The organism is Corynebacterium sp. NML 120412 (assembly GCF_002285155.1).
In the GTDB taxonomy this organism is placed as follows: Bacteria; Actinomycetota; Actinomycetes; order Mycobacteriales; family Mycobacteriaceae; genus Corynebacterium; species Corynebacterium gottingense.
The window spans coordinates 353,934-378,495 of sequence record NZ_NSGL01000001.1; the positions used below are offsets into that span (position 1 = coordinate 353,934).

Genomic DNA, 24,562 nt, shown 5'->3' on the forward strand with positions numbered 1-24,562 from the left:
CGTCCTACCTCGGCATATGACGCCAGATCGGGCGCGGGACGAGGCGCATGACCAGCGCGAGCGCGGCGAGGCGGCGCGGGATCCACACGGTTGTGCTGCGGCCCCGCTGGGCGGCGTCGACGACCGCATCGGCGACTTCGTCCGGAGTCACCGACATGATCGCGGGCGTCATCCCCTCCGTCATCGAGCCGATAACAAACCCGGGGCGCGCGGTGATCAAGTGCAGCGCCGAGCCGTGGAGCCGGTCCGCCAGGCCCTGGCAGAACGCGTCGAGCCCCGCCTTGGTGGAGCCGTAGACGTAGTTCGCGCGGCGGGCCCGCCAGCCGGCGATGGATGAGAATGCGACAATGTTGCCGCGACCCATGACGTCCGCCAGCACGGTCAGCGCGCTGATTTGTGCGAGGTAGTCCACGCTGCCGATGCGGACGGCCTCGGACTCGTCGCGCTCGGCACGCGCCTGATCGCCGAGGATGCCAAACGCGACAACGGCGGTGGTGATCTCCTCCGCGGCGTGCACGGATTCCACTATCCGGCGGTGGGACTCGAGCTCCGTGGCCTCGAACCGGATGCACTCGATGCTGGCGGCGCCGGCTTCGCGCAGACACTCCGCGATGGCGCGAGCGTCAGCGCGTTCGGGCTCGCGCATGGCCAGCACGACCCTCCGCCCGGAGCAGACGCGCAGGGCGATGGCGGTGCCAATGTCGCTGGTGCCGCCGAGCACGAGCACGGTGCCGGTGGTGGGCGGTTCGGCGGTCCTCCCGCCGCGGATGGGTCGAGACATGGGCTTAGCGGAGGTCGCGGGAGACGTTATCCAGCGAGACTGCGCCGTCCTCGTCCAGGTAAACGATGTCTTCCAGGCGCATGCCCCACTTGCCCGGCAGGTAGATGCCCGGCTCGATGGAAAACGCCATGTTGGCCTGCAATGCGGTGTCGTTGCCGGCGATGATGAACGGGTTCTCGTGGCCCGCCAGGCCGATGCCGTGGCCCAGGCGGTGCGTGAAGTACTCGCCGTACCCGGCCTCCTCGATCACGCCGCGCGCCACCGCGTCCAGCTCGCCGGCGGTGATGCCGGGGCGTGCCGCGGTGACCGCCGCCTGGTGGGCGCGGAACAGTACCTCGTAGGCCTTGACCACCTCGGGATCCGCCTTCGCAGGGTCGCCGCCCACGATGTAGGTGCGGGTGCAGTCCGAGTGGTAGCCAGAATCCAGCGTGCCGCCCAGGTCCACGACAACTACGTCGCCGTCTTCCAGCACACGCTCGGAGAAGTCGTGGTGCGGGTTGGCGCCGTTTTCGCCGGAGCCGACGATGACAAAGTCGACGGACTCGTGCTCGTCCATGATCAGGCGGTCCAGCTCGGCGGCCACCTGCGCCTCGGTGCGGCCCGCCACCAGGAACTCCGGCACGCGGGCGTGGACGCGGTCGATTGCCTCGCCGGCGCGCTTGAGCTCTGCCAGCTCGGCCGGTTCCTTAGCCATAAACAGCTCGGCGAGCGTGTCCGTTGCCAGACGGGTCTGCGGGAGCAGGGCCTGCAGCGCGAAGACGTGGTTGGCGGTCAGCGAGCTGCCCAGCGCCACGGGTGCGGACGCATCGAGCGCCTCAGTTGCCAGCTGGTACGGGTCCTGCCCGTCCTGCCAGCCGCGGATTTCCACATCGTCGCCGGCAACGCCCAGGCTGCCAATGTCCGTCACCGGAGCGACGAGCACGACCCGCCCGTCCGGCCCGATGGCAAGGGCGGTGAGCCGCTCGTGCGAGGAGGCCCAGGAGCCGGTGAGGTAGGCAAACTCCGGGCCGGTGCCAACAACCAGGCCCCCGAGCTTGTGCGCCGCAACGAGCTCGGCGGCACGGGATCGACGGTGTGCGAACGTGGACTGATCTATACGCGTCATGCTGGCAATGATAGGCCAGTTACACTCGAGCGCGTGACCGACCCTGTCCCCTGCTACCCCGACTTGATCGTCCGCTGCTCCGTGGGCGCGCGCTACTGCTCGGGCATCCTCGTTGCTCAGGACACGGTGCTCACCTGCGCCCATTTCCTGCTTCCAGAGCGCCCCGCCCCGTCCCGCATCACGGTGCGCCTGCGGGGCACCCGCCGTCGCGCCCGCGAAGTGCGCATCTTCGAAGGCACCGACGTGGCTCTCATCACGCTCAATCGCGTCCGCACCGCCGACGACGCGCCGCCTGGACCGTACCCGCCCCTCGCCCCGCCGGCGCGCTTGCTTGGAAGCGCGCTGAAACGTACGGTCACGTTCGGATTCGGCGGCGGCGCCACCTCCCCCGCGGCCCGCGACGGGCGATTCCTCATCACGCTTCCGCTCGCCTTTTCGCGCAGCATGCGCACCATCGTGCGCCCGGCGGGCATCGTCGCCAACGCCGCCCCCGCGATCAAGGGGGACTCCGGGGGCCCAGTGCTTATCGACGCCCACCTCGCCGGCATCCAGTCCCTCATCCTCGACCCGTGGCGCGTCAACCTGCACCTCGCCACCGTCTCTCTGCTGAACCGGGAAGTGCGCGACGCCATCGAGGCGGCACGGGCCGCCTGCTAGTTGCCGATGGCGACGACGCCGCGTCGAATAGCGTCAATGGCCCGGTTGGCGCTATCGCGGACCTCGTCGCTGTATCCAGTCTTTTTGACCTGCTCGAGCAGGTCGATGACCTGGCGGCACCAGCGCACAAAGTCGCCGGGGGTCAGCTCGGTGCCGGACTCCGCGGCGGCCGCCAGCGCGTACCCGAGCGGGGCGCCGGCGGTCCACTGGTGCATGGCGAGCGAGAACGCGGGATCCGGGAGTCGCGTCACCGGCAGCTGGTGGCGCTGCTCATCAAAGGAGAGCTCGCCGTAGACGCGCATGGTCTCCCCCATCGCCTCCGCCATTCGGTCCGTGGCAGCCTCCGGTTCGCCGTGCGTGGCCTTGCGGTTTTCAAACACCACCATGGACGCCACGCCGGCGAGCTCCGCGGGGTCCAGCTCGTCCCAAATACCGCGCTTGAGGCACTGCGCGACGAGCAGGTCGGAGACGTTGTGGATGCGCGCCAGGCGCTCGCCTTCGTCGGTCACGCGCGGCTCGCCGCCGATGAGCTCGACGTAGTCCATCTCCGTGAGCAGTCCGATGATGCGCTCGAAGGTGCGGCCCAACGAATCGGTCGAACGATCCACGCTGTTGGTCAGCCGGCGCAGCTTGCGCTCGTTGCGCACCAGCTCCTCCCCGACACGCGCGAGCACCTCGCGGTCATGCGGCGGCCACGCGTGCACCGGGTGGTTGTGCATGGCCTCGCGCAGCGCGGTCACCTTCTTGCTGGGCCGGACCCGCACCTTGTCCTTGAGCTTACGCGGCGCGTTGAAATTCCCGCTGTGCAGCATGTTCACCACTTTGCGGGTGTGCTTGCGCGGCTGGTCCTGCACGTGGCGGGGTACCTTGATCTGCCCAACGACGACTGGCGCGTTGCGAAACGAGCCGGCGTCGATGCGCCCGGACCAGCCGCGTTCCGTGGTCACCCACGGGCGGGGATCGCGCTTCTTTCCCGCCACCTGTACGACGGCGGCTAGCTCCGGCTTCTTCTTCCCCGGCAAGGCGATGACCTCGCCGACGCGCAGCCGCCCCAGGATCGTCTCCGTCTCCGCCTGGCGGTTTTCCAGCGCGTGGCGGCGCGCGTCCTTCTCAGCCTCGGAGAGGTCGCGGCGCAACTGCAGGTACTCCTCCAGGGCCGCCGCCGGGTCCGTGCCCGGCGGGTTAAAGCCGGCCACGTCTCGTTCCAGTTGCGCGCGCAGGCTGCGTACCTTGGAGCGCAGGCGGTCGATCTCACGCACCTCGCCCACCACGGAGCGGTTGGTCTGAAACTGGGCGAACGACTGCTCGATGAGCCGGATGGAGTCGTCGTAACCGTTCATGCCCAGCATGTTGATCGCCATATTGTACCCGGGCTGGAACTGCGAGATGAGTGGGTAGGTGCGCGTGGACGCCAAGCCTGCCACCTCGTGCGGGTCCATCGCCGGAGACCACTGCACCACCGCGTTGCCGATATGGTCGATGCCGCGGCGGCCCGCGCGGCCGGTAAGCTGCGTGTACTGCCCCGGCGTGAGGTCGACGTGCGCCTCGCCATTGAACTTGACCAGCTTCTCCAACACGACGGTGCGCGCCGGCATGTTGATACCCAGCGCAAGCGTTTCGGTGGCGAAAACTACTTTGACCAGACCCCGGACGAACAGCTGCTCCACGATGTGTTTGAACGCGGGGAGCAGGCCGGCATGGTGGGCGGCGAAGCCGCGCAGCCACGCCGTGCGGAGTTGGCGGAAGTTGAGCACGTCGAGGTCTTCGTCGGGGATGCCTTCGACGCCGGCGTCGATAATAGCCCTTGCCTCCTCCTGCTCCTCCGGGGTGGTGAGCTCTTTGCGGGAGCGCAAGCACTGGAAGAGGGCGCCGTCGCAGCCCGCGCGGGAGAAGATGAAGACGATGGCCGGGAGCATGTCGCGGCTTCCCAGTGCTGCGACGACCTGCGGGCGGCCGACGGGTTTGACCTTGTCCTGGGCGCGCTGGGCGCCGCTGCGGCGGCCGGTCGAGCGGGCGCGGAAGCCGCGGCCCTCCTTGAAGTCGCTGCGTCCCTCGTCGCGGGAGCCGGACTCGATGCGCTCGATCGCGTGGACGAGGGCGCGGTTCACTTTCCCGCCCTCTGTGTCATCGGTACCGCCAGTGTCGGGTTCGAACAGCGGGAAGATCTTGCGGCCCACCATCATGTACTGGCTCAGCGGGACCGGGCGGTGCTCGGAGACGATCACGCGGGTATCACCGCGCACCGCGTCGAGCCACTCGCCGAACTCCTCGGAATTGGACACGGTGGCGGACAGCCCGACGAGGCTGACGGACTCGTCCAGGTTGAGGATGATTTCCTCCCACACCGCGCCGCGGTCCCGGTCGGCGAGGTAATGGATTTCATCCATCACCACGTGCGAGAGCCGGTCAAGCTGCCGGGAGTCCGCGTAGATCATGTTTCGTAGCACCTCGGTGGTCATCACGACGATTTCGGCGGACCCGTTGATTGAGGTGTCGCCGGTGAGGAGGCCGACGGCGTCCTCGCCGTGCTCGGCGACGAGGTCGTGGTACTTCTGGTTGCTCAGCGCCTTGATGGGCGTGGTGTAGAAGCACTTCGTGCCTTGGTGCAGGGCCAGCGCAACGGCGAACTCGCCAACAACCGTCTTGCCGGAGCCGGTCGGTGCGCACACGAGGACGCCGTGGCCGCGCTCGATGTCTGCGCAGGCCTCCACCTGGAAGTCGTCGAGTGGGAAGGGCTTAGCGTCGCGGAACTCCGGCAGAAACGCTAAGGGTGCGGAAGCCTCAGTGGCCCCTGTGGTCTCGGCGGTGTTGTCCTCCGAAAGACTTTGGTTGTCTGACTGTGAGGGGGTAACGCTGGAATCCATGCCCCTTACAGTACGTCGTTGAACGGATCCCCGTGACCGTAGGTGTGCGAGCCACCGCGGCCCGGGGCGGGCGGGGCGCTCGGGGCCGCCGGCGGTGCCGACGGGGAAACCCTCGACGGCGCGCTTGGCCGGGAGGTCGCGCCGACGGGCTGTGCGCGCCCGATGGAGCCGGAGGAGGTGACGGGGCCGGACGCTTGCTCGTCGTCAAGGTCCATCCACTCCGGGCGCGACTGGTTCGTGCGCTTGTCATGAATGCGGCAGAATTGGAAGGCCATCTCCACTAGCACGGTGATGGACAGCGCGAGCGCGACCATGGAGAACGGGTCTTGGCCCGGCGTCATGATGGCGGCGAAGATGAAGATGAGCACGATGATCATGCGGCGCTTGTCCTGAACATGCTCGTAGCGCAGCACGCCGATGAGGTTGAGCATCACGATGATGAGCGGCAGCTCGAAGCTCACGCCAAAGATGACGATCAACGCGAGCAGGAAGCTGTAGTAATTGCCGCCGGTGAGTGCGCCGACCTGCACTTCGGTGCCGATGGACATGAGCACGTACAGGCCCTTGTCCAGCACGAAGTACGCGAGCACAGCGCCAGCCACAAACAGCGCGACCGCCAGCGTGACAAAGGTAAAAGTGTAGCGGCGCTCATTCTTGTGCAGCCCCGGGGTGATGAAGTTCCAGATCTGCGTCAGCCACACCGGGGAGGCCAGGACGAGGCCGGCGAGGGCGCCGACCTTCAGGCGCAGCATGAACATCTCGAACGGGCTGGTGGCAAGCAGGCGGCACTCGCCGTCGCCGGCCAGGTCTACGCGCAGTTCGCTGGGCAGGTTGCAGTAGGGGCCGCGAATGATTTCGCCCAACGGAAAGATGCCCGGCGGGGCGGTCTGATACCAGATGAAGCCGACAATTGTGCCCACCAAAATTGCGGCCATGGACACCATGACGCGCCGGCGTAGCTCCTGGAGGTGCTCCACCAGGCTCATCTCACCGGTCGGGTTTTTCGGCTTCCTCGCGCGCTTGAGCTTCAGCGCCAACGCTTTTCCCCTCTCTGCCGCGAGCGGCTACTGCTGTGCGGGCGGGGTCTGGTTGCGCTGGTGCTCCGGCTTGTTCCAGAAGCTCTCCGGTTGCGCAACGGACTGGGTCTCCGCGTTGCGGCCGGACTCGATCGCGTTCGGCTGAGCCTTGGGTGCCTCGCCCGCGTCGTCGTGCTTCATCTCATCGACCTCGGACTTGAAGATGCGCGCGGAGCGACCCATCGATCGCGCGAGGTCCGGCAGCTTGTTTGCGCCGAACAGCAGTAACACGATGACCAGGATGATGATGAGCTCGGTCCAACCAATGTTTGGCATGGTTTCTCTTTCCACGGGTATTGGCGATGCCCTGCAACGAAAACATCGACATCGAATGTTTGAATTTCTGAATATCTAACGCGTCATCTTAACGCGTCGAGCGCGCGAAGTGAACGCTCGCGCACCGTGTCCACCAAGCTTTCCGGTTCCACCAGGCGCAGTCGGTCCGCGTGGGCCAGGCAGAACCTCACCAGCCAGTCCTCACTGCCAAAGCGAAACGTCGCAGGCACCCACGCTCCGGTGCCGCCCACCTCGTCGATCTCCAGTTCCCAGTAGTCGGCCATCCACGTCGCGTCGCTGCGCACCAGCAGTTGCGCGAGTGGCGCATCGGCCAGTCCGAAAGGGTTGTCGGGGTCAAGGGGCGCGACGCTTATCGACGCCTCCGCGTCCCCCTCCCCCTGCCTGACCTCACGAATTCGGTCGAGCCGGAAGGACTTGACGCGGTCGCCGTCGAGCGCCTGCAGGTACGCCTGCTCATCGCGCTGAAACACGCCGACCGGGGAAACGGTTCGCTCGGTCACCCGGTCCGAGGAAGCGGAATAGTAGCGGAGCTCGAGCTGCTTGCCGGCGTCGATTGCCTGGCGGATCTCCTGCGCGACGGACCCCAGGCCGCCGACCTGGTCCACGTCCGCTACCCCGCGCTTCCGGTTAACGCGGCGGATCTTGTCCGCGGCGGAGCGCACGGCGTCGACGTTGACCAGGCCGGGCAGCGTCTCGAGCGATTCGAGCAGGAGCAGCAGCGCGTGGGCCTCGGTGGGCTTGAGATGGAGTGGCGCGGTGAGACCCTGGTCATCCAGGACGGTCACACCGCGCCAGGTGTGCTCGAGGTCGAACATCTCGCCCGGGCCGCGCCCGACCCCGGAAAGCAGCAGCCGGTTGAGGTCGTCGCGGACCTCGTCCACGCTGGACCTGAGGTCGCGAGCGATCTCCATGAGTGACTTCCCCTGGTGCCGCGTGATGTACGGCAGGAGGTTGAGGAGGCGGACGAGCCTGGTTGACCCGGCGGAGTTTGCGTGACCCGCAGGGCGCGGGCTGCCCGAGTCCTCCGGCGACGGGGCCTTGGCGCTCGTTGCGCTGCGGAGCGGGGCGTCGTGTGGCGTGGCGGAATGTTTGAGCAGGGCGATGACCTGTTTGCGGACCGTCTCCGGCTGCACGGCGACCAGGTCGGCGGCGTGGGCCGCCGATGTGCGCACCACCCAGTCGAGCTCGGCATCGTGCAAACGAATCTCGTCGCGGTCCGCACGGGAGTCGCCCCGGGTGCCCAGCGCGCGAGTGCCGGCGGCGGCGAGTTCCTCGCAGGTGCCGCGGCGTACGGTGACGATGGCGTCGGTGACCGGTCCGCGCAGCACGTCGCGAACCAGCTCCCCGGTGTTCTCCGGCGACTGGTGGAAGTCCTCGGTCTCGCGCACGAGGGTCACGTTCGCGACGCGGACCAGCCGGAAGATGCGGTCGGCGTCGCGCGCGATGTCCCACCCTACGAGGTAGGCGCGATTGTTCAGCGAGACGATGTCCCACGGGTCCAACGTCCGGCGCTGCGGGTGCCCTCCGCCGGCTGGGGTGAAGTCGAACGAGACTCGCTTCTGCAGCTCAATCGCGGCGAGGAGGTTGTGGAATGCCTGCGGGTCGATGCGGTTGGCGTCGCTGGCCGCAGAGGTCAACGGCGCGCTGTCAAACACGCGGGTCGCGCCGGACGCCGCGAGCTTGGTCCAGCCGGAGCGGGCAAACGCGCCGAGAGAGCCGCCGGTGCTGAGATCCACCGCCAAGCCCACGGCGCTCGCCTCTTCTTCGGTGAGGTCGACGGGTTCCAGCTCGTAGCGGTCCCGGTCCATGGTGAGGGTTCCGCCGGAATACGCAATGGGCACTCCTGCCCGGCGCAGCGCCTCGACATCGCGCCGGATCTTCACGCGTAACGCTTCGGTCTCCAGGTCCTGGTAGCCGTCCACGTTGCGGGCAACCCACTCCGATTCGCGGTCGTGCGAGGACCCCAGCATGGCAAAGGCCAGGTTCGCCTGCCGGACTTCCGGTTCGAGCTCTGCCACGTAACTGCCTTTCTCCCTCGTCCCCGGTCTGGCTAGTCGGCGGTGTCCATCGCGTGGATGTGTGCGATGAACTCGTCGACGCGCTGGTCCTCGGTAGCGAAGGGGTCGAGCAGCTCCAAGGTGCGGGGTTCCGGGCGGTTGGTTTTCAGGTGGACCCAGTCCACATTGTGGTCCATCCCCGCCGAGCGCGCAGCGCTGAGGAACCGGCCGCGCAACGACGCGCGCGTCGTCTCCGGCGGTGCTGTCGCGGCGTGGGCGATCGCTTCGTCGGTGGTCCAGCGGCGCGCCAGCCCCTTGCGCTCCAGGAGGTAGAACAGCCCCCGCTCGCGGTTGATGTCGTGGTAGGTCAAATCGATCTGCGCGAGCTTTGGATGGTCCCACTCAGCCCCGAGCTTGTCTTTGACCTGGAGCAACAACTTTCGCTTGATCACCCAGTCAATCTCTTGGTCCACGCCGGAGAAATCTTGCGACGCAATCGCGTCCAGAGTGCGCTGCCACAAGTCAATGACGCGTGCCATTTCCTCGTTCGGCGTGCCCTCGTCCGGCCGGGACTCCAGCCAGCGCCGTGCGGCATCCAAGGTGGCTTGCTGGACCTCGAGTGCGGTGACTGTGCCCCCGCTCTTGAGCGCGAGTGGGGTCTGGCCCGTGGGGTCCGCCGCGATGTCGCGGATGTGATCGATGGCGTTGTCGAGGGTGAAGCCCGGGAGATCGAAGCCAGCTTCGAGCATCTCAATGACCAACAGTGTCGAGCCGACCTTCAGCGCGAACGTGGGCTCCGCCATGTTCGAGTCGCCGACGATGACGTGCATGCGCCGGAAGCGGTGGGAATCGCCGTGCGGCTCGTCGCGGGTGTTGATGATTGGCCGGGTGCGGGTGGTAGCCGAGGAGACGCCCTCCCACACCTGGTCCGCTCGCTGCGAGAGGACGAAACGCCCCTTCTTGATCATCCCGGCCCCGCAGATGAGCTGGCGGGTAATCAGGAACGGCAGGAGCTGCATGCCGAACGACTTCAGGGCGAGCTCGCGGCTGATCAGGTAGTTTTCGTGCGTGCCGTAGGAGTTGCCCTTGGAGTCCACGTTGTTCTTGAACAGGAAGACCTTGCCGCCCACTCGGTCCCGCTCGAGCGCCTGCTCTGCCTGCGTGGCGAGGTTGCTGAAGATGACCTCGCCCGCCTTGTCGTAGTTGAGCAGCTGGGTGACCGAGTCGCACTCCGCGGTGGCGTACTCGGGGTGCGAGCCAACATCGAGGTAGAGGCGCGAGGCGTTGTCGGTGAAGATGTTGGAGCTGCGGTGCTCGGCGACGACCGGGCGAAAGAGATAGCGGGAGATTTCCTCGGGCGTCAGCACGGCCTTGCCGTTTTCGAACGCGGTGACGCCGAACTCGGTCTCCACGCCCATGATGCGGCGGGGGTAGACGGTGGCCATGCGGGTTACTGCCCGCCCTTCTGCACGAACGAGCGCACGAATTCCTCGGCGTTGGTGTCCAGCAGGGCGTCAATCTCGTCGAGGATGTCGTCGGTGCCAGAGGTGTTCAGCTGGGCCTGCCCGGCATCAACGGCGCCCTCGTCCGCGCCGGAGTCGCCGTGGTTGCCACCTTGTACAAACTGCTGCTTAGACATGTCAGACATGGTGCGATTCTAATCCTTTCAGTAGTGATTCGACGGTCTCGGCGCGCTCGATAAGCTCGCCGACCTCCGCCCTGGTCAAGCCGTCGACCTCGTCCATGGGGAACCGGATCGGCTGGTCGCCCACCGCAAAAAGGACGGACTGCCAACTCGACGCGATGATGACCTCGCCGAACTTTTCGCTCACCTTGCCGCGGAACCACGCTCGGGAGTCCTCCGGCGGCACGGTCACGGCGCGGCGGATGACTTCCTCGTCCACGAGCGTGCGCATCTGTCCCTTGCGCACGAGGGCGTGGTACAGCGACTTCGCGGGGTCAATGTCGGCGTATTGGATGTCAATCAGCTTGAGCTTCGGGTCCGAGATGGGTACGCCGCGCTCCAGGTACCGGCTGATGAGGGCCCACTTCGCCGTCCAATCGAGGCGGTCCGCGGTAGATAGCGGGTCGCGCTCGAGGTCGTCAAGCACCTCGCCCCACAGTCGCAGGACCTTTGCATCGACCTCGTCAAGGTCCGGGAGCGCTGCGGCACGCTCGCGGTACTCGCGGAGGAGCTCGATTGCGGTGAGCCGGCGTCCGTCGACAAGCAACAGGCGATGGGTGCACGTTGGGTCGTGGGAGACCTGCTTGATCTCGTCGACGGCGTTGGCGAGCCGCAGGTCGCTGAAGTCGACGTCAGCCTCGATGCAGTCGAGCACGAGCTTGGTCATCCCCAACTTGAGAAAGTTGGAGAACTGGCTCATGTTCGCATCGCCAACGATGACGTGCAGGCGGCGGAACTTCGTGGCCAGTGCGTGCGGTTCGTCGCGCGTGTTGACGATCCCGCGGTTGAGCGTGGTTTCCAGCGAGACTTCCTGCTCGAAGTAGTCCGCGCGCTGCGAGATCTGGAAGCCGTCGCGCTCGGATTCCTGGCCGATACCCACGCGGCCTGCGCCGATGATGACCTGGCGGGTGACAAAGAACGGGACGAGCGCCTGGGTGAGCCGCGAGAAGTCGGTCTGGCGGGAGTACTGATAGTTCTCGTGGCTGCCGTACGACTGGCCTTTGCCATCAACGTTGTTTTTGTAAAACTTCAGCGGCGGGCACGGCGCGGTCTTGTCCAGTACGCTGACCTGCTGCTCCCACAGCTCGCGGATGTCCGCCGCGGCCTTGTTGAGGACGTAGTCCCCGGCGGTGTCATAGATCATCGCGTCCCATGCGTTGGACACCTCCGGCGAGGAGTACTCGGGGTGTCCGTGGTCGACGTAATAGCGCGCGCCGTTGGTGGTCACCACGTTGGCCACGCCCATCGCGTTCGGGTCCACCACGGGCACCGTGCGGTAGCGCTGCAGATCGAACCCGCGGGTGTCTTTGAGCGGTGCTTCCTCCTCGTAGTCCCAGCGGGAGCGGGCGGCCGTATTCATTGCGGCATACGCCACCACCGCGTGCGTCGAGGTGAGCAGCGGGCTTATCGACGGGTCGTCCGGGGTCGTGATCCCGTACTCGGTCTCGGTCCCCATGTAACGTGTCATACTGAACTACCGTACTCGTTGGTATGCCTATTTGTGTGAAAAATGCATACTGGCGTATTTTATTTACATGAGTTCTGAGACCCTCGCAAGCGACCCAGGTGTAGTGCCGAAGGAACGTAAATTCTTCGGTCAGCCCTGGGGACTCGCTAACCTCTTCGGCATTGAGCTGTGGGAGCGCTTCAGCTTCTACGGCATGCAGGCCCTCCTGGCCTTCTACATGTACTACTCCACCACTGAAGGTGGTCTGGGCATTGACCAGACCACGGCGCTTAACCTCGTGGGCGCCTACGGTGGCTTCGTCTACATGATGGCGCTGGTCGCCTCGTTTGTGGGTGACCGGTTGCTTGGCGCGGAGCGCACACTGTTCTACTCCGCGATCCTGGTGATGGTCGGACACATCGTCCTCGCCCTTGTGCCTGGCGGTCTAGGCCTTGCCACTGGCTTGGTGTGCATCGGTATAGGCTCCGGTGGAGTCAAAACGTCCTCGCAGGTGGTGCTCGGTGATTTGTACTCGCGTGAGGATCCCCGCCGAGACGCTGGCTTCTCCATCTTCTACATGTCGGTCAATATTGGTTCCCTATTTGGCCCGGCGTTGACTGGCCTAGTGTGGGGCAAGGCCGGTTTCCACTGGGGCTTTGGGCTTGCCGCGATCGGAATGGCAATGGGACTGACGCAGTACATCATTATGCGGAAGTCTTCCATCGGCGCTGTCGGATCTGAAGTTCCAAATCCACTGCCGCGCGAGCGGCGTGGTATGTGGGCGATTGGTGCAATTGCTGTCGTTGTTGTCGTAGTCGCGCTGCTGGTCACCGGCATTGTTCCGCTCGGATCGCTGTCGTGGATCGTGTTTGCTATCGCTCTTATCGCCACGATTTACCTGTTGTGGGAAATGTTCCACTCTGATGAAGTTACCCCTGCTGAGAAGTCGCGTCTAACCGGCTACATTCCGCTCCTGTTTGGTTCTGTGGCGTTTTTCGCGATCTTTCAATCCCAATTCACTGTGGTCGCGGTCTACTCCGATCAGCGCGCTAACCTGAATTTCTTGATGTGGGAGCTCACGCCGGCCCAGGTACAGGCGTTTAACCCTTTCTTCATCGTGGTCTTCTCCCCCATCTTTGCAGCCATGTGGACTGCGCTGGGGCAGCGCCAGTGGTCATCTGCGGTGAAGTTTGGTGTGGCAAACTTGGTTACAGGTAGCGCGCTCTTCTTCTTCCTGCCGTACGCGGGTGGTGGTCCGAAGTCGACGCCGCTGCTGGTCTTGGTGCTTATCCTCTTTATGTTCACGATGGGCGAGCTGCTGTTGTCTCCTGTGGGCAACTCGCTGGCAACGAAGGTAGCACCTGAGGCGTTTAAATCTCGGCTGTTTGCTGCCTGGTTGATGTCGCTGTCTATGGGCACGGCGCTATCTGGCGTGCTCGGCTCGCTGTACAACCCTGATGATGCCTCCGCCGAGCGGACGTTCTTCATTACGCTGTCGGTGATCACCATTGTGCTTGGCGTAGGGTTGATCTCGATTCGCCGCTGGGTGCTGAAGAAGTTCGTCGACGTGCGCTAGCGCGCCTCGCTTCACGACGCCACCGCGTCCCCATCCCAACCACAAAGCCGGCCCCTCGGGGCCGGCTTTCCTCGTTACCTCAGTTCCGCGACGAGCGGGGCGTGCGCTACCAGCCGCGCTCTGCCAGGCGGTGCGGTGCGGGCAGGTCAGCAACGTTGATGCCCACCATCGCCTCGCCCAGGCCGCGGGACGCCTCGGTGACGACGGCGATGTCGTCCCAGTTGCGCACGGCCTTGACCACTGCCTTGGCGCGTGCCTCCGGGTTCCCGGACTTGAAGATGCCGGAGCCGACGAAGACGCCGTCGGCGCCGAGCTCCATCATCAGCGCGGCGTCGGCAGGCGTTGCCACGCCGCCGGCGGTAAACAGCGGCACCGGCAGCTTGCCGTGTTCCGCGACGTAGCAGACCAGCTCGTAGGGTGCCTGCAGCTCCTTAGCGGCGACGTAGAGCTCGTCGCGGTTGGCATTGTAGGTGGCCTGCAGCGCTGCGATCTCGCTGCGGATGGCGCGCATGTGCTTCGTGGCTTCGGAGACGTCACCGGTGCCAGCCTCGCCCTTGGAGCGGATCATCGCGGCGCCCTCGTTGACGCGGCGCAGCGCCTCGCCGAGGTTGGTGGCGCCGCAGACGAAGGGAACGTCGAAGGCGCGCTTGTCCACGTGGTGGGCGTAATCGGCGGGGCTGAGCACCTCGGACTCATCGATGTAGTGGATGCCCAGGTGCTCGAGGACGCGCGCCTCCATGGTGTGGCCGATGCGGGCCTTCGCCATCACCGGGATGTTTACGGCGTTCAGGATGCCCTCGATGAGGTCGGGGTCGGACATGCGAGCAACGCCGCCCTCGGCGCGGATGTCCGCGGGAACGCGCTCGAGCGCCATGACGGCCACGGCACCGGCCGCTTCGGCGATCTTCGCCTGCTCCGGCGTGACGACGTCCATGATCACGCCGCTCTTGAACGAGTTGGTGAGTTCTGCAAACTTGGTGAAATCTGTCATAGTGCTCCATTGTCAGTGCATAACTGGTAGATTCCAAGGTCCAGTATCATTTTCATTCCTTGTACCAGTTGGTGATCGTGTGCTCCTCAGCATCTCCTCCGAGCTGCCCATCCCCTTGCCCACACAGATCGCGCAGCAGATTCGGCTCGCCGTTACCAACGGCACGCTGCAGCCCGGAGACACGGTCTCCAGCACACGCGCACTCGCCCGCCAGCTCGGCGTCTCCCGTGGCACGGTCGTTACCGCCTACGACCAACTCATCAGTGAGGGCTTCCTTCTCGCTGCACAGGGCGCACCGACTCGGATCCACCCGGCGCTCACGCTTGCGCCACCGGCGCAGGAGCCGCAGCGCGACACGCGCCCAAGGACGACACCCCGCCCTCGGGTGTCATTGCGGCCGTCCGCGGGCAGCGCCGGCGCAGTGCGCCCGGCCGCGTGGCGCAAGGCCTGGAGGGACGCCCTTAACGCGGACGGTGCCAGCCTGGATAAGACCGGAGAACCAGAACTCAGAGCCGCCATCGCCGAGCACCTGCGCCTCGCGCGTGGCATACAGGTCGACCCCGCACACGTGGTGGTCACTGGAGGATCGCGCGAAGGGCTGCAGCTCATCCTGTACACACTGGGGTCGCGGCTGCGCGTGGGCGTTGAAGACCCGGGCCACCCCGGCCTGCGTCGCGTGATCCCCCTCAGCGGACACGAGGTGGTCCCCTGCGCCACCGATCCCGGCGGGGTGGTCGTGGGCGAGCTTTCAGACCGCCTCAACGCGCTCTTGGTCACTCCGTCCCACCTGTACCCCTTTGGCGGTGCGATGAGCGCCTCGCGCCGCTCCTCCCTGCTCAACTGGGCAACGCGGACCGGCGCCGTGCTCATCGAGGACGACTTCAACACCGAGCTGCGCTACCTCATCTCGCCACAGCCCCCGCTCGCGGCGCTGTCACCGGGCGCCGACGTGCTCACGCTCGGCACGTTCTCCACGCTCCTCTCCCGCGAGCTCGCCGCGGGGTATGTCGTGGCCTCCCCCGCGCTCGCTCCCGCGCTGCGGGAGACCCGAGAGCTCCTGGGAATGCCGGTGGCCACGGTGACGCAGCGCGCCATCGCGCACCTCCTCGACCGCGGCTACGTGCGCCGGAACGCGCGTGCAGCGCACAACCGGCTCGCGCGACGTCGCAAAGCCGTTGCCGCCACGGTGGTCCCCGCCCTGGAAGCGCGCGGCGCGCGAGTGACCGTGCCGGAAGCAGGCGGCGCAGACGTCACCGCCGAGTTTCCCACCGTTGCACTGCGGCAACAGTTCGAGGACCAACTTGCCGCCAGCGGCGTGGAGTGCGGCCACGAGTCCAGCCTGTGGTCGGGCGGTGGGGATGGGCTTGTCCTGAGCTTTTCGCACCTGACGGATGAGGACTTCCATTACGCGCTCGGGGCCATCCACCAGGGAAAGACCGCCTGACTCAGCCCCCTGCGGCCGCGACCTCAGCGCGACGCGGGGGCTCGCCGGCAGGGGCTCCCGTCTTCCGGCGAACCGCCCAGGCGAAGATCGCGCCGGTGATGTTGTGCAGTACCGCGGCGACCGCGCCGGGCAGCGCCGCCTCCGGGGAGAAGAACTTGCCGGCCATGCCACTTGCAAGGCCCGCCGACTGCGTGCCCACCTCGATTGCCACCGTCCGGCGGTAGCTCTCTGGCTGCCCTGTCACCTTCGCCGTGAAGTAGCCCAGCAGGTAGCCGAGCGCGTTGTGCATCAGCACCGCCGCGAACACGAGCAGTCCGACCTCGATGAGCGCCTCGCGGTTCTTCGCCACGGTTGGGAAGACCACGCCGCCAATGCCCAGGATGGAGATCCACGGCAGCACCGGAGCGATCTTGCCCATCCACGCATCGAGCGCGTAGCGCAGGGCGATCCCGCCAATCACTGGGATGAGCACGGTCTGTGCGAGCGACCAGGCCATCCCCGCGCCGTCCACCGCCACGTCAGCGCCGGCGAGTAGCAACATGATAACTGGGGTCACAATCGGGGCGAGCAGCGTGGAAACGCTCGTCATCGCCACGGATAGCGCCACATCGCCCTTGGCCAGGTACGCGATCACGTTCGAGGAGGTGCCGCCGGGAACCGAGCCCAGCATGAGCAGCCCCACTGCGAGCGCAGGGCTCAGGCCCAGGAGCTTGGCCACCGCGACCGCGCCGAGCGGCATGATCACGAACTGCGCGACGACGCCAATGGCGATCGGGACGGGCCGCTTCGCTACCTCCTTGAAGTCCGGGATGGTCAGCGTGAGCCCCATACCGAACATGATGATCATCAGGAAGTACGTGATGAAGCTGGTCAGCGGGAGGAACGGCCCTGGCGCGACAAACGCGAGCACCGAGCCGAGCAGAATAAAAGCCGGGAACGCGGCGACGGCGACGGCTGCCGAGCGATCTTCCTGTGTGCTCATGGCGAACTCCTACTCACTCTGTGGGATGAAATTCCGCATAACGGAATATGGGTGAGTATAAGTGATGCCGCGCACATGTTTGGGCGTTTCGCCCGATTGCTACCCGACGACCTCCGCGGCCACCACTCGCTTGCCCTGCCGGCCGGAAATGCGCGCCCACTCATCGGGGTTCGCCGTGTTCGGCATATCCTCGCTCTCGTCCTGCTCAGCGCGCACGGCCGCCCGGAGATGTTTCGCGGTAATCCCCTTCTGCACCGCGCTGGGCTGCTTATCGACGCCCACCGCCCCGATCCAGTCCTTAATCGCCAGCTTCTTCGCGCGGTCCACCACGTTGGCGATCATCGCGCCGGAGATGAAGTCGGAATAGTGGAGGAGCTGCGATGTGCCGTCGACAAGCTCCAAGCGCACAAACGGACGCGGGGCGAACATGGCGTCGGCGGCCGCGGCGATGAGCTCCTCGGGTGCCGCAGCGAGCGGGATAGCCGGCGTGATGTAGCGGGCGAGAATGTCTTCGGCCTCCGCGCGGTTCGGGCGCGAGACGCGGACCTTGATGTCCAGGCGTCCGGGGCGCAGGATGGCGGGATCGATGAGCTCCTCGCGGTTGGTTGCGCCGATGACGATCACATTGGCGATACCCTCGACGCCGTCGATCTCGGTGAGCAGCTGCGGCACCACGGTGGTTTCCATGTCGGAGCTGACCCCGGAGCCGCGGGTGCGGAAGATGGACTCCATCTCGTCGAAAAACACGATGACGGGGCGGCCGCCCTCGGCCAGCTCGCGGGCGCGCTCGAAGATAAGGCGGATGCGTCGCTCGGTCTCCCCGACGAACTTGTTCAGCAGCTCGGGGCCCTTGACGTTGATGAAGTGGGCCTGTCCCCCGTCGCCGATGCGCTGCGACAGCGAGTTGGCCACGGCCTTGGCAATAAGCGTCTTGCCGCACCCGGGCGGGCCGTAGAGCAATAGTCCCTTCGGCGGGGTGAGGTCGAACTCTCGGTAGAGGTCCGGGTGGGAGAACGGGAGCTCGACCGAGTCCTGGATCATCTCAATCTGCGAGCTCAGGCCGCCGATGTCGGCGTAGGTGACGTCCGGAACCTCATCGAGGGAAAGCTGGTTGACCTCGGTTTTAGGGACGCGCTCGAAGGCGTACCCGGCGCGGGTGTCCACCAGGACCGTATCGCCTGCGCGTGCGTGCTCCCGGAGTGGCTGCGCGAGGTAGACCAGGTGCTCGGCACCCTGTTGGTCCGCCACGATCGCGCGCTCGGTGTTGATCTTCTCGGACAGGGTGGCGAGCTGGCCGACGGCCTCGTACCCGCAGGACTCGACGACGATGGCGCCGTCGCCCAGGCGGACCAGCGTGCCCGGGCGCAGCGCGTCCGGCGACACGGTCGGCGCGACCTTGACGCGCATGCGGCGTCCGGAGGTAAACACCTCGGCCTCGTGGCCGCGCGGGGATCCCTCGAGGAACACCCCGTACGTCGACGCCGGCTCGCCGAGTGCTTCCACCTGCGCATACAGGTCGTTGAGCTTGTCGCGGCTCGCTTTAAGCAGCTCCGCCAACTTCTTGTTCCGCGAGCTCATCGCCTGATTCTCGCGCTTGAGTTCCCGCAGCTCGGGGCCGAATGCGTCGTCGTTGATTGTGTTGCCAGCCATACCCACCACACTAGTGGGTGCCGGTAACAGCTACTTGCGTGCCCGGCGTTGCGGGCGCGGCGGCGTGACGCCGTCGGCAAGCCTGCGGGTCCACACGAGAAATGCCGTGTGCGCGTTCATGCGGTGCTCCGGACGGGTGGCCAGGCCCTCCACCTTCCACTCACGCAGCAGCGTTTCCCAGGCGCGCGGCTCGGTGAAGCACTTCGCCTCGCGGATCGCTTCCATGATGTTCATCAGCTGCGGCACGGTGGCCACGTACGTCATGAACACGCCGCCGGGGATGAGTACGTTTTTCACCGTGTCGATGAAGTGCCAGGGCTCGACCATGTCCAGGATGACGCGGTCGACCGGGCCGTCGAGGTCCTCGGTGGTGATCTCGCCGAAGTCGCCTAAGCGCGGGGTCCACCACTCCGGGGTGCCGTTGAAGTAATCGGCCACGTTGTCCTTGGCAAAGGCGAGGTGGTCGTCTCGGATTTCGTAGGAGAACACCCGGCCCTCGGGCCCGACCGCGCGCAACAGCGACATGGTCAGCGCGCCGGAGCCCGCGCCCGCCTCCAGCACGCGCGCGCCCATGAAGATGTCGCCCTCCACCAGGATCTGCGCGGCGTCCTTGGGGTAGATCACCGCGGCGCCGCGCGGCATGGACAGCACGTGGTCGACCAGGAGGTGGCGGAAGCACAGGTAGTCACTGCCCAGCGTGGATTTGACCACCGAGCCTTCGTCCGCGCCGATGATGTCATCGTGCATGACGATGCCCTTGTGCGTGTGGAACTGGCCGCCCTCGACCAATTGGATCGTAAAGTGACGGCGTTTCGCGTCGGTGAGCTGGACTTTGTCTCCTGCTTGGAACGGGCCTGAATACATGCGCCTAAGTATGCCCTACTCGGCTCGCGCACCGTAAAACGCGGTGAGCGCGCGGACGAAGTACTCCATGTCGCGCGCGCCGCACAGCTCGCGCGCCGAGTGCATCGACAGCAGCGGCACGCCCACGTCGACGGTGCGGATGCCCATGCGCGTCGATGAGATCGGCCCGATCGTGGATCCGCAGGGCACGCTGTTGTTGCCCACGAAGGTTTGCGAGGGCACCTCGGCCGCGCGGCAGGCGCGGAGCCACTCCGCCTCGGTGACCGCGTCCGAGGCGTAGCGCTGGTTCGCGTTGATCTTGAGCACCGTCCCCCCGTTGAGGCGCGGCCGGTGCGTTGGGTCGTGCTTCTCCGGGTAGTTCGGGTGGACGGCGTGCGCGGCATCCGCGGAGACCTGGAACGATTCAGCAAACACGTCGAAGGGCTCGCCGACCTCGCGGGCGATGCGGGTCAGCACGCGCTCGAGGAGCGGGCCGCCGGCACCGGTGGTCGACGCGGAGCCGACTTCCTCGTGGTTGAATGCGGCGAGCACCAAGATGTCCTGGGCGGTGTCCTTCGCGGCCAGCAACGCCTCGAGCGACGCCCACACGCTGGAAAGGTTGTCCAGGCGCCCCGCGGCGAGCATGTCCCCGAGCAGCTCGCCGCGCTGCGCGTCGGCGGTGATGAGCTCGTGGGCCACGATGCGCTGCGGGTCCACGCCGGCCGCCTCACCGACGAGCTCCATGAGCGGTTGGTTGACGCCGAGGACGGGCGGCGTGTGCGCCTGGCGCTCCACGGTGGGCGCGTCGGCGCGGTAGAGGTGGATTGCCAGGTTGGGCACGCGGGCGACGGCGCCGGTATCCACGAGGTGCTGCGCGCCATCATCGGTGACCACCCGTCCGGCAAATCGCAGGTCTCGGTCCAGCCACGTCTGCAGGATTGGTCCGCCGTACACCTCCACCGCCACCTGGCGCAGGCCCTCGCGCTGGAAGTCCGGCTGCGGTTTGGCCATCAGGCCCGGCGAGTCCGTGTGGGAGCCGACGATGCGGAAGCGCGGGCGCGGGTGCTCGGGGACCCACCACGCGATCACGGCGCCGCCGTCGACCAGGACGTGGCCGCCGGGTGCGGCCGGGTCGGCGGGGGCGGGCGACGTGGCGTCGATAAGCGAAAAGCCCTGCGCGGTGAGTGCCTGCGCGACGTTGTGCGCGGCGTGGAAGGCGCTGGGGCTGGTGTGGAGGAAGTCGATGAAGCGAGCGTGCATACCTCCACTCTAAAATGTGGGACACGATGACTCCACGACCGCTCGCACTTTCCCCGTCCCGCGCCTCCGACTACCAGCGCTGCCCGCTGCAATACCGGCTGCGCACCATTGACAAGATTCCGGAGCCGACCACGGAAGCGCAGGTCAAAGGCACATTGGTGCACGCGGTGCTCGAGGAAATGTTCGGTTGGCCGCGTGCGGAGCGCACGTTCCCGGCCGCCGTCAAGCGCATCAAGCCGGCGTGGGAGGAAATGTGCGAGAAGGACCCGAGCTGCGCGGAGCCGATTGACAACGAACTGGCGCTCTTCCAAGCCGCACGCGAGCTGCTTCGCGGGTACTTCCACATGGAAAATCCGCTCGGTTTCGACGCGCACGAGCAGGAAATGTACGTGAACACCGTCCTGCCCAATGGGGTGCCCGTGCGCGGATTCATCGACCGTGTGGACATCGCGCCCACGGGCGAGGTTCGCGTGGTGGACTATAAGACCGGGAAGAAGCCACTGCCCCGCTACTCGCAGGACGCGCAGTTCCAGATGCGGTTTTACGCGCTCGTGTACTGGCGGCTGTTCCAGACCATCCCCACCCAGCTGCGGCTGATGTACCTCAAGGTTATGGACTCGATGATCCTCACCCCGTCGCGCGAGGAGCTGGAGTACTTCGAGCGCGACCTCGCGGACCTGTGGGCGAAGATCGAGGCGGACGGGAAGGACGGTCACTTCCGGCCGAAGAAGTCCAAGCTGTGCGGCTGGTGCGCATTCCAGGACCTGTGCCCCGAGTTCGGCGGAACGCCGCCGGAGTACCCGGGCTGGCCGGGCTCCGCGGCGGACGGCACCACCTCGCCAGAGGATTAGAACAGCCCGGAGACGCGACCCTCGCTGTCGACGTCGATGTTGTTCGCCGCCGGCTTCTTGGGCAGGCCGGGCATGGTCATGACGTCGCCGGTCAGCGCGACGACGAACCCGGCACCGGTGCGCGGGACGAGGTTGCGCACGTGCAGCGTGTGTCCCTCCGGGGCGCCGAGCTGCTGCGGGTCGTCCGAGAACGAGTACTGCGTCTTGGACACGCACACCGGCAGCGTGTCAAAGCCGTTGTCCTTGAGCATCTTGAGGTCGCGCAGAGCGACCGCCGAGTACTGGACGTCGTCTGCACGGTAGATCTCGCGCGCGATGGTCTCGATGGAGGCCTCAATACCGTTGGCCGGGTCGTAGAGCTGCGTTGACGTGCTCTCGGTCAGGTTGTCCAGCAGCGTGGTCGCCAGCTCCGTGGCCCCCTCGCCACCCTTGGCCCACACGTCGGCCTCCGCGATGGCCACGCCAGTGCGCTCAGCCCAGTCGCGGACCCACTTAAGCTCCGCCGGCGTGTCCGTGTCGAAGCGGTTGAGGGCGACCACCGGGGTTACGCCGAACTTGCGGATGTTGTCCACGTGGCGCTCCAGGTTCGCAATCCCCTGCTCCAGCGCATCGACGTTTTCCTGCTTGAGTTCCTCGCGCGCGATGCCGGCGTTGTACTTGATCGAGCGAACGGTGGCGACGACGACTGCACCGGCGACGTCCAGGTCGCCGTAGCGTGCCTTGATGTCAAAGAACTTCTCCGCGCCCAGGTCGGAGCCGAAGCCGGCCTCCGTGAGCACGATGTCTGCGTACTGCATCGCGGTGCGGGTGGCCAGCAGCGTGTTGCAGCCGTGCGCGATGTTGGCAAAGGGGCCGCCGTGGATAAACGCGGGCGTTCCGCCGAGGGTCTGTACCAGGTTCGGGTGAATCGCCTGCTTGAGCAGTGCCGCCATCGCCCCCTCCGCGCCGAGGTCGCCCGCGGTGACCGGCTTCTGGTCGTAGGTGAGGCCGATGGTGATGTTGGCCAGGCGCCGCTTGAGGTCCTGCAGGTCCGTGGCCAGGCCGAGGATAGCCATGATCTCCGAGGCGGCGGTGATGGTGAACCCGGTCTGCGCCGGAACACCGCTGGTCGGCCCGCCGAGGCCGGTGACCACGTTGCGCAGCGAGCGGTCGTTGACGTCCAGGCAGCGCTGCCAAGTGACGCGGCGTGGGTCGATGCCCAGCTCGTTGCCCTGGTGGATGTGGTTATCAATCAGCGCCGCGAGCGTGTTGTTGGCCGAGGTGATGGCGTGGAAGTCACCGGTGAAGTGGAGGTTGATGTCCTCCATCGGCACGACCTGCGCGTAGCCGCCACCGGCCGCGCCGCCCTTGATCCCCATGACGGGGCCAAGGGAGGGCTCACGCAGCGCGACCATGGCGTTGTGGCCGAGGAGCGAGAGGGCGTCGGTAAGCCCGATGAGCACCGTGGACTTGCCCTCCCCGGCGGGGGTTGGGGACACGCCGGTGACCAGGACAAGCTTCGCCTTCGGCTGACCCGGGTGCTTGGTCACGTCGACCTTGGCCATGTGCGTGCCGTACGGGATGAGCGCGTCGGCCGAAACGCCGGCCTTCGCCGCAATGTCCGTGATGGGCGCGAGTTGGTGCGCCTGCGCGATCTCAACGTCGGATTTCGGGGTGTGGTTTTGGGACGCAGATTGCGTTGCTGTGGTGTCTGACATACCTCCACAGTACCCGGTGCCTGGGGCGCCACCCCCGTGCGATGCGCTGTTAGAGCACGAGGGCGCCGATGCCGTACCCCAGCAGGATCGCCGTGGAGATGCAGACGACGCCGGGGGCGATAAACGGGTGGTCAAAAACGTATTTGCCGATGCGGGTACTGCCGGTGTCATCCATCTCCACCGCCGCGAGCAGCGTCGGGTAGGTCGGCAGCACGAACAGCGCCGAGACCGCCGGGAAGGCGGCGACGGCGGTGAGCGGGCTCACTCCGATGGCGAGCGCTGCCGGCATGAGCGCCTTCGCCGTTGCCGCCTGCGAGTACAGCAGGCACGCGGCGAAGAAGAGGACCACGGCCAGCAGCCACGGCTGCGCCTGCAAAACGGTGCCGGCGACCGCCTGGATGTCGTCGATGTAGTAGTTGATAAACGTCGTGCCGAGCCACGCCACGCCCAGGACGCACACGCAGGCGGACATCCCGGAGCGGAACACCTGGGTGGTGAGCACCTCGGCCGCTGCGTGCTTGGTCACCCAGAGGATGATGGCGGCGGCTGACAGCATGATCGCCATGATGGCCTCGTTGCGCGGCACCGTCGGGTTCGGAATGAGCCCGATCTGGTCCGAGATCAACGTGGCGTAGGCCATCACGATGAGGATCGCGGCGACGAAGATGCCCACCGAGGTTTTCGCGCCCGCCTTCGGTGCGAACTCCGCGGACGCCTGCGGCTGCGCGACGAGCCCGTCAGCCACACGCTGCTGGTACACGGGGTCGTCCTCGAGATCCTTGCCCAGGCGGTTGGCCAGCCACGCCGTGGGGAAGATGGCCAGCAGCGTCGCCGGGAGCATCACCGCGAGTAGTTGCAGATAGCCCACCCCGTGATCCTCCAGGAGAGAGGCCATGAACACGACGGCCGCGGAGATCGGCGAGGCCACAATAGCCATCTGCGAGGCAATGACCGCGACAGAAAGCGGCCGCGACGGACGCACCTTGCCCTCCTTCGCCACCTCAACGATCACGGGGAGCGTAGAGAAGGCGGTGTGGCCGGTGCCCGCCAGCACCGTCATCAGCCAGGTGACCACCGGCGCGTACACGGTCACCCGCTTCGGGTTGCTGCGCAGGAACTTCTCCGCCAGGTACACCAGATAGTCCATTCCGCCGGCGAGCTGCATGGCGGAGATCGCCGCGATCACGCACATGATGATGCCGATGACGTCGAACGGGATCGCTTCCGCGCTCACCGGGATGCCGGTCGCGCCGAGGAGCAGCACCCCGAGCCCGCCGGCGAAACCGATAGCGATGGACCCCATCCGCGCGCCCAGCACAATGGCGCCGAACAGGATGATGATGTGCACGACGAGCAGCAG

General features: G+C 66.4%; 20 protein-coding genes. 4 read left to right on the plus strand and 16 right to left on the minus strand.

Annotated features, from left to right (window positions below; translation table 11 throughout):
* Positions 1 to 4: 4 nt before the first annotated feature.
* On the minus strand, positions 5 to 781 hold the full coding sequence (locus CKJ84_RS01565) for an SDR family oxidoreductase (protein WP_095545725.1): 777 nt from the start codon (positions 779 to 781) through the stop codon (positions 5 to 7).
* A gap of 4 nt (positions 782 to 785) precedes the next feature.
* Positions 786 to 1,886, minus strand: coding sequence for a Xaa-Pro peptidase family protein (locus CKJ84_RS01570; protein WP_095545726.1), 1,101 nt, complete (start codon positions 1,884 to 1,886; stop codon positions 786 to 788).
* A gap of 33 nt (positions 1,887 to 1,919) precedes the next feature.
* Between CKJ84_RS01570 and CKJ84_RS01575 the strand changes: the two genes are divergently transcribed.
* Positions 1,920 to 2,543 carry a trypsin-like peptidase domain-containing protein gene (locus CKJ84_RS01575; RefSeq protein WP_095545727.1) on the plus strand — a complete coding sequence of 208 codons (624 nt, stop codon included), beginning with the start codon at positions 1,920 to 1,922 and terminating at the stop codon, positions 2,541 to 2,543.
* Here CKJ84_RS01575 and CKJ84_RS01580 read toward each other — a convergent pair.
* The 7 genes from CKJ84_RS01580 to dop form a co-directional block, all read right to left on the minus strand.
* Positions 2,540 to 5,407: an RNA helicase gene (locus tag CKJ84_RS01580; RefSeq protein WP_095545728.1), complete on the minus strand. Its 2,868-nt coding sequence runs from the start codon at positions 5,405 to 5,407 to the stop codon at positions 2,540 to 2,542. The genes CKJ84_RS01575 and CKJ84_RS01580 overlap by 4 nt on opposite strands.
* A 5-nt stretch (positions 5,408 to 5,412) precedes the next feature.
* A complete protein-coding gene (tatC, locus tag CKJ84_RS01585; RefSeq protein ID WP_095546371.1) occupies positions 5,413 to 6,393 on the minus strand; it encodes a twin-arginine translocase subunit TatC in 981 nt (326 codons plus the stop codon).
* A 78-nt stretch (positions 6,394 to 6,471) separates the two neighbouring features.
* Complete coding sequence (tatA, locus tag CKJ84_RS01590) at positions 6,472 to 6,759, minus strand: Sec-independent protein translocase subunit TatA (RefSeq protein ID WP_095545729.1); 288 nt, start codon at positions 6,757 to 6,759, stop codon at positions 6,472 to 6,474.
* A gap of 83 nt (positions 6,760 to 6,842) precedes the next feature.
* Positions 6,843 to 8,798, minus strand: a complete 1,956-nt coding sequence (locus CKJ84_RS01595) for a YafY family protein (RefSeq protein ID WP_095545730.1) — start codon at positions 8,796 to 8,798, stop codon at positions 6,843 to 6,845.
* Positions 8,799 to 8,830: 32 nt separating this feature from the next.
* Positions 8,831 to 10,222 carry a Pup--protein ligase gene (gene pafA / locus CKJ84_RS01600; RefSeq protein ID WP_095545731.1) on the minus strand — a complete coding sequence of 464 codons (1,392 nt, stop codon included), beginning with the start codon at positions 10,220 to 10,222 and terminating at the stop codon, positions 8,831 to 8,833.
* Between the two features lie 5 nt (positions 10,223 to 10,227).
* Positions 10,228 to 10,416 (minus strand): ubiquitin-like protein Pup, encoded by a 189-nt coding sequence (locus CKJ84_RS01605; RefSeq protein ID WP_198949252.1) that lies wholly within the window; start codon positions 10,414 to 10,416, stop codon positions 10,228 to 10,230.
* 1 nt (position 10,417) lies between these two features.
* Positions 10,418 to 11,929, minus strand: coding sequence for a depupylase/deamidase Dop (gene dop, locus CKJ84_RS01610; RefSeq protein ID WP_095545733.1), 1,512 nt, complete (start codon positions 11,927 to 11,929; stop codon positions 10,418 to 10,420).
* 67 nt (positions 11,930 to 11,996) lie between these two features.
* Between dop and CKJ84_RS01615 the strand changes: the two genes are divergently transcribed.
* Positions 11,997 to 13,484, plus strand: coding sequence for a peptide MFS transporter (locus tag CKJ84_RS01615; RefSeq protein ID WP_095545734.1), 1,488 nt, complete (start codon positions 11,997 to 11,999; stop codon positions 13,482 to 13,484).
* A gap of 106 nt (positions 13,485 to 13,590) precedes the next feature.
* Here the strand turns inward: CKJ84_RS01615 and pdxS are convergent, their stop codons facing one another.
* On the minus strand, positions 13,591 to 14,475 hold the full coding sequence (pdxS, locus tag CKJ84_RS01620) for a pyridoxal 5'-phosphate synthase lyase subunit PdxS (RefSeq protein WP_095545735.1): 885 nt from the start codon (positions 14,473 to 14,475) through the stop codon (positions 13,591 to 13,593).
* A 79-nt stretch (positions 14,476 to 14,554) separates the two neighbouring features.
* Between pdxS and CKJ84_RS01625 the strand changes: the two genes are divergently transcribed.
* A complete protein-coding gene (locus CKJ84_RS01625; protein WP_095545736.1) occupies positions 14,555 to 15,919 on the plus strand; it encodes a PLP-dependent aminotransferase family protein in 1,365 nt (454 codons plus the stop codon).
* 1 nt (position 15,920) lies between these two features.
* Here CKJ84_RS01625 and CKJ84_RS01630 read toward each other — a convergent pair whose 3' ends face one another.
* The 4 genes from CKJ84_RS01630 to CKJ84_RS01645 all read right to left on the minus strand — a co-directional run bounded on the left by CKJ84_RS01630 (position 15,921) and on the right by CKJ84_RS01645 (position 20,654).
* On the minus strand, positions 15,921 to 16,901 hold the full coding sequence (locus tag CKJ84_RS01630; RefSeq protein WP_095545737.1) for a bile acid:sodium symporter family protein: 981 nt from the start codon (positions 16,899 to 16,901) through the stop codon (positions 15,921 to 15,923).
* A 99-nt stretch (positions 16,902 to 17,000) separates the two neighbouring features.
* The gene (arc, locus tag CKJ84_RS01635; RefSeq protein WP_095545738.1) at positions 17,001 to 18,551 is read right to left on the minus strand and encodes a proteasome ATPase; all 1,551 of its coding nucleotides are present in this window, start codon (positions 18,549 to 18,551) and stop codon (positions 17,001 to 17,003) included.
* Between the two features lie 30 nt (positions 18,552 to 18,581).
* Positions 18,582 to 19,415, minus strand: coding sequence for a tRNA (adenine-N1)-methyltransferase (locus CKJ84_RS01640; RefSeq protein WP_095276590.1), 834 nt, complete (start codon positions 19,413 to 19,415; stop codon positions 18,582 to 18,584).
* Between the two features lie 15 nt (positions 19,416 to 19,430).
* Complete coding sequence (locus CKJ84_RS01645) at positions 19,431 to 20,654, minus strand: M18 family aminopeptidase (RefSeq protein ID WP_095545739.1); 1,224 nt, start codon at positions 20,652 to 20,654, stop codon at positions 19,431 to 19,433.
* A 26-nt stretch (positions 20,655 to 20,680) separates the two neighbouring features.
* On the opposite strand from CKJ84_RS01645, the gene CKJ84_RS01650 reads away from it, so the two are divergent.
* Positions 20,681 to 21,505: a RecB family exonuclease gene (locus tag CKJ84_RS01650; protein ID WP_369801144.1), complete on the plus strand. Its 825-nt coding sequence runs from the start codon at positions 20,681 to 20,683 to the stop codon at positions 21,503 to 21,505.
* Here CKJ84_RS01650 and CKJ84_RS01655 read toward each other — a convergent pair.
* Positions 21,502 to 23,202: a formate--tetrahydrofolate ligase gene (locus CKJ84_RS01655; protein WP_095545741.1), complete on the minus strand. Its 1,701-nt coding sequence runs from the start codon at positions 23,200 to 23,202 to the stop codon at positions 21,502 to 21,504. The genes CKJ84_RS01650 and CKJ84_RS01655 overlap by 4 nt on opposite strands.
* Positions 23,203 to 23,251: 49 nt before the next feature.
* Positions 23,252 to 24,559, minus strand: coding sequence for an anaerobic C4-dicarboxylate transporter (locus tag CKJ84_RS01660; RefSeq protein ID WP_095546372.1), 1,308 nt, complete (start codon positions 24,557 to 24,559; stop codon positions 23,252 to 23,254).
* Positions 24,560 to 24,562 lie beyond the last annotated feature (3 nt).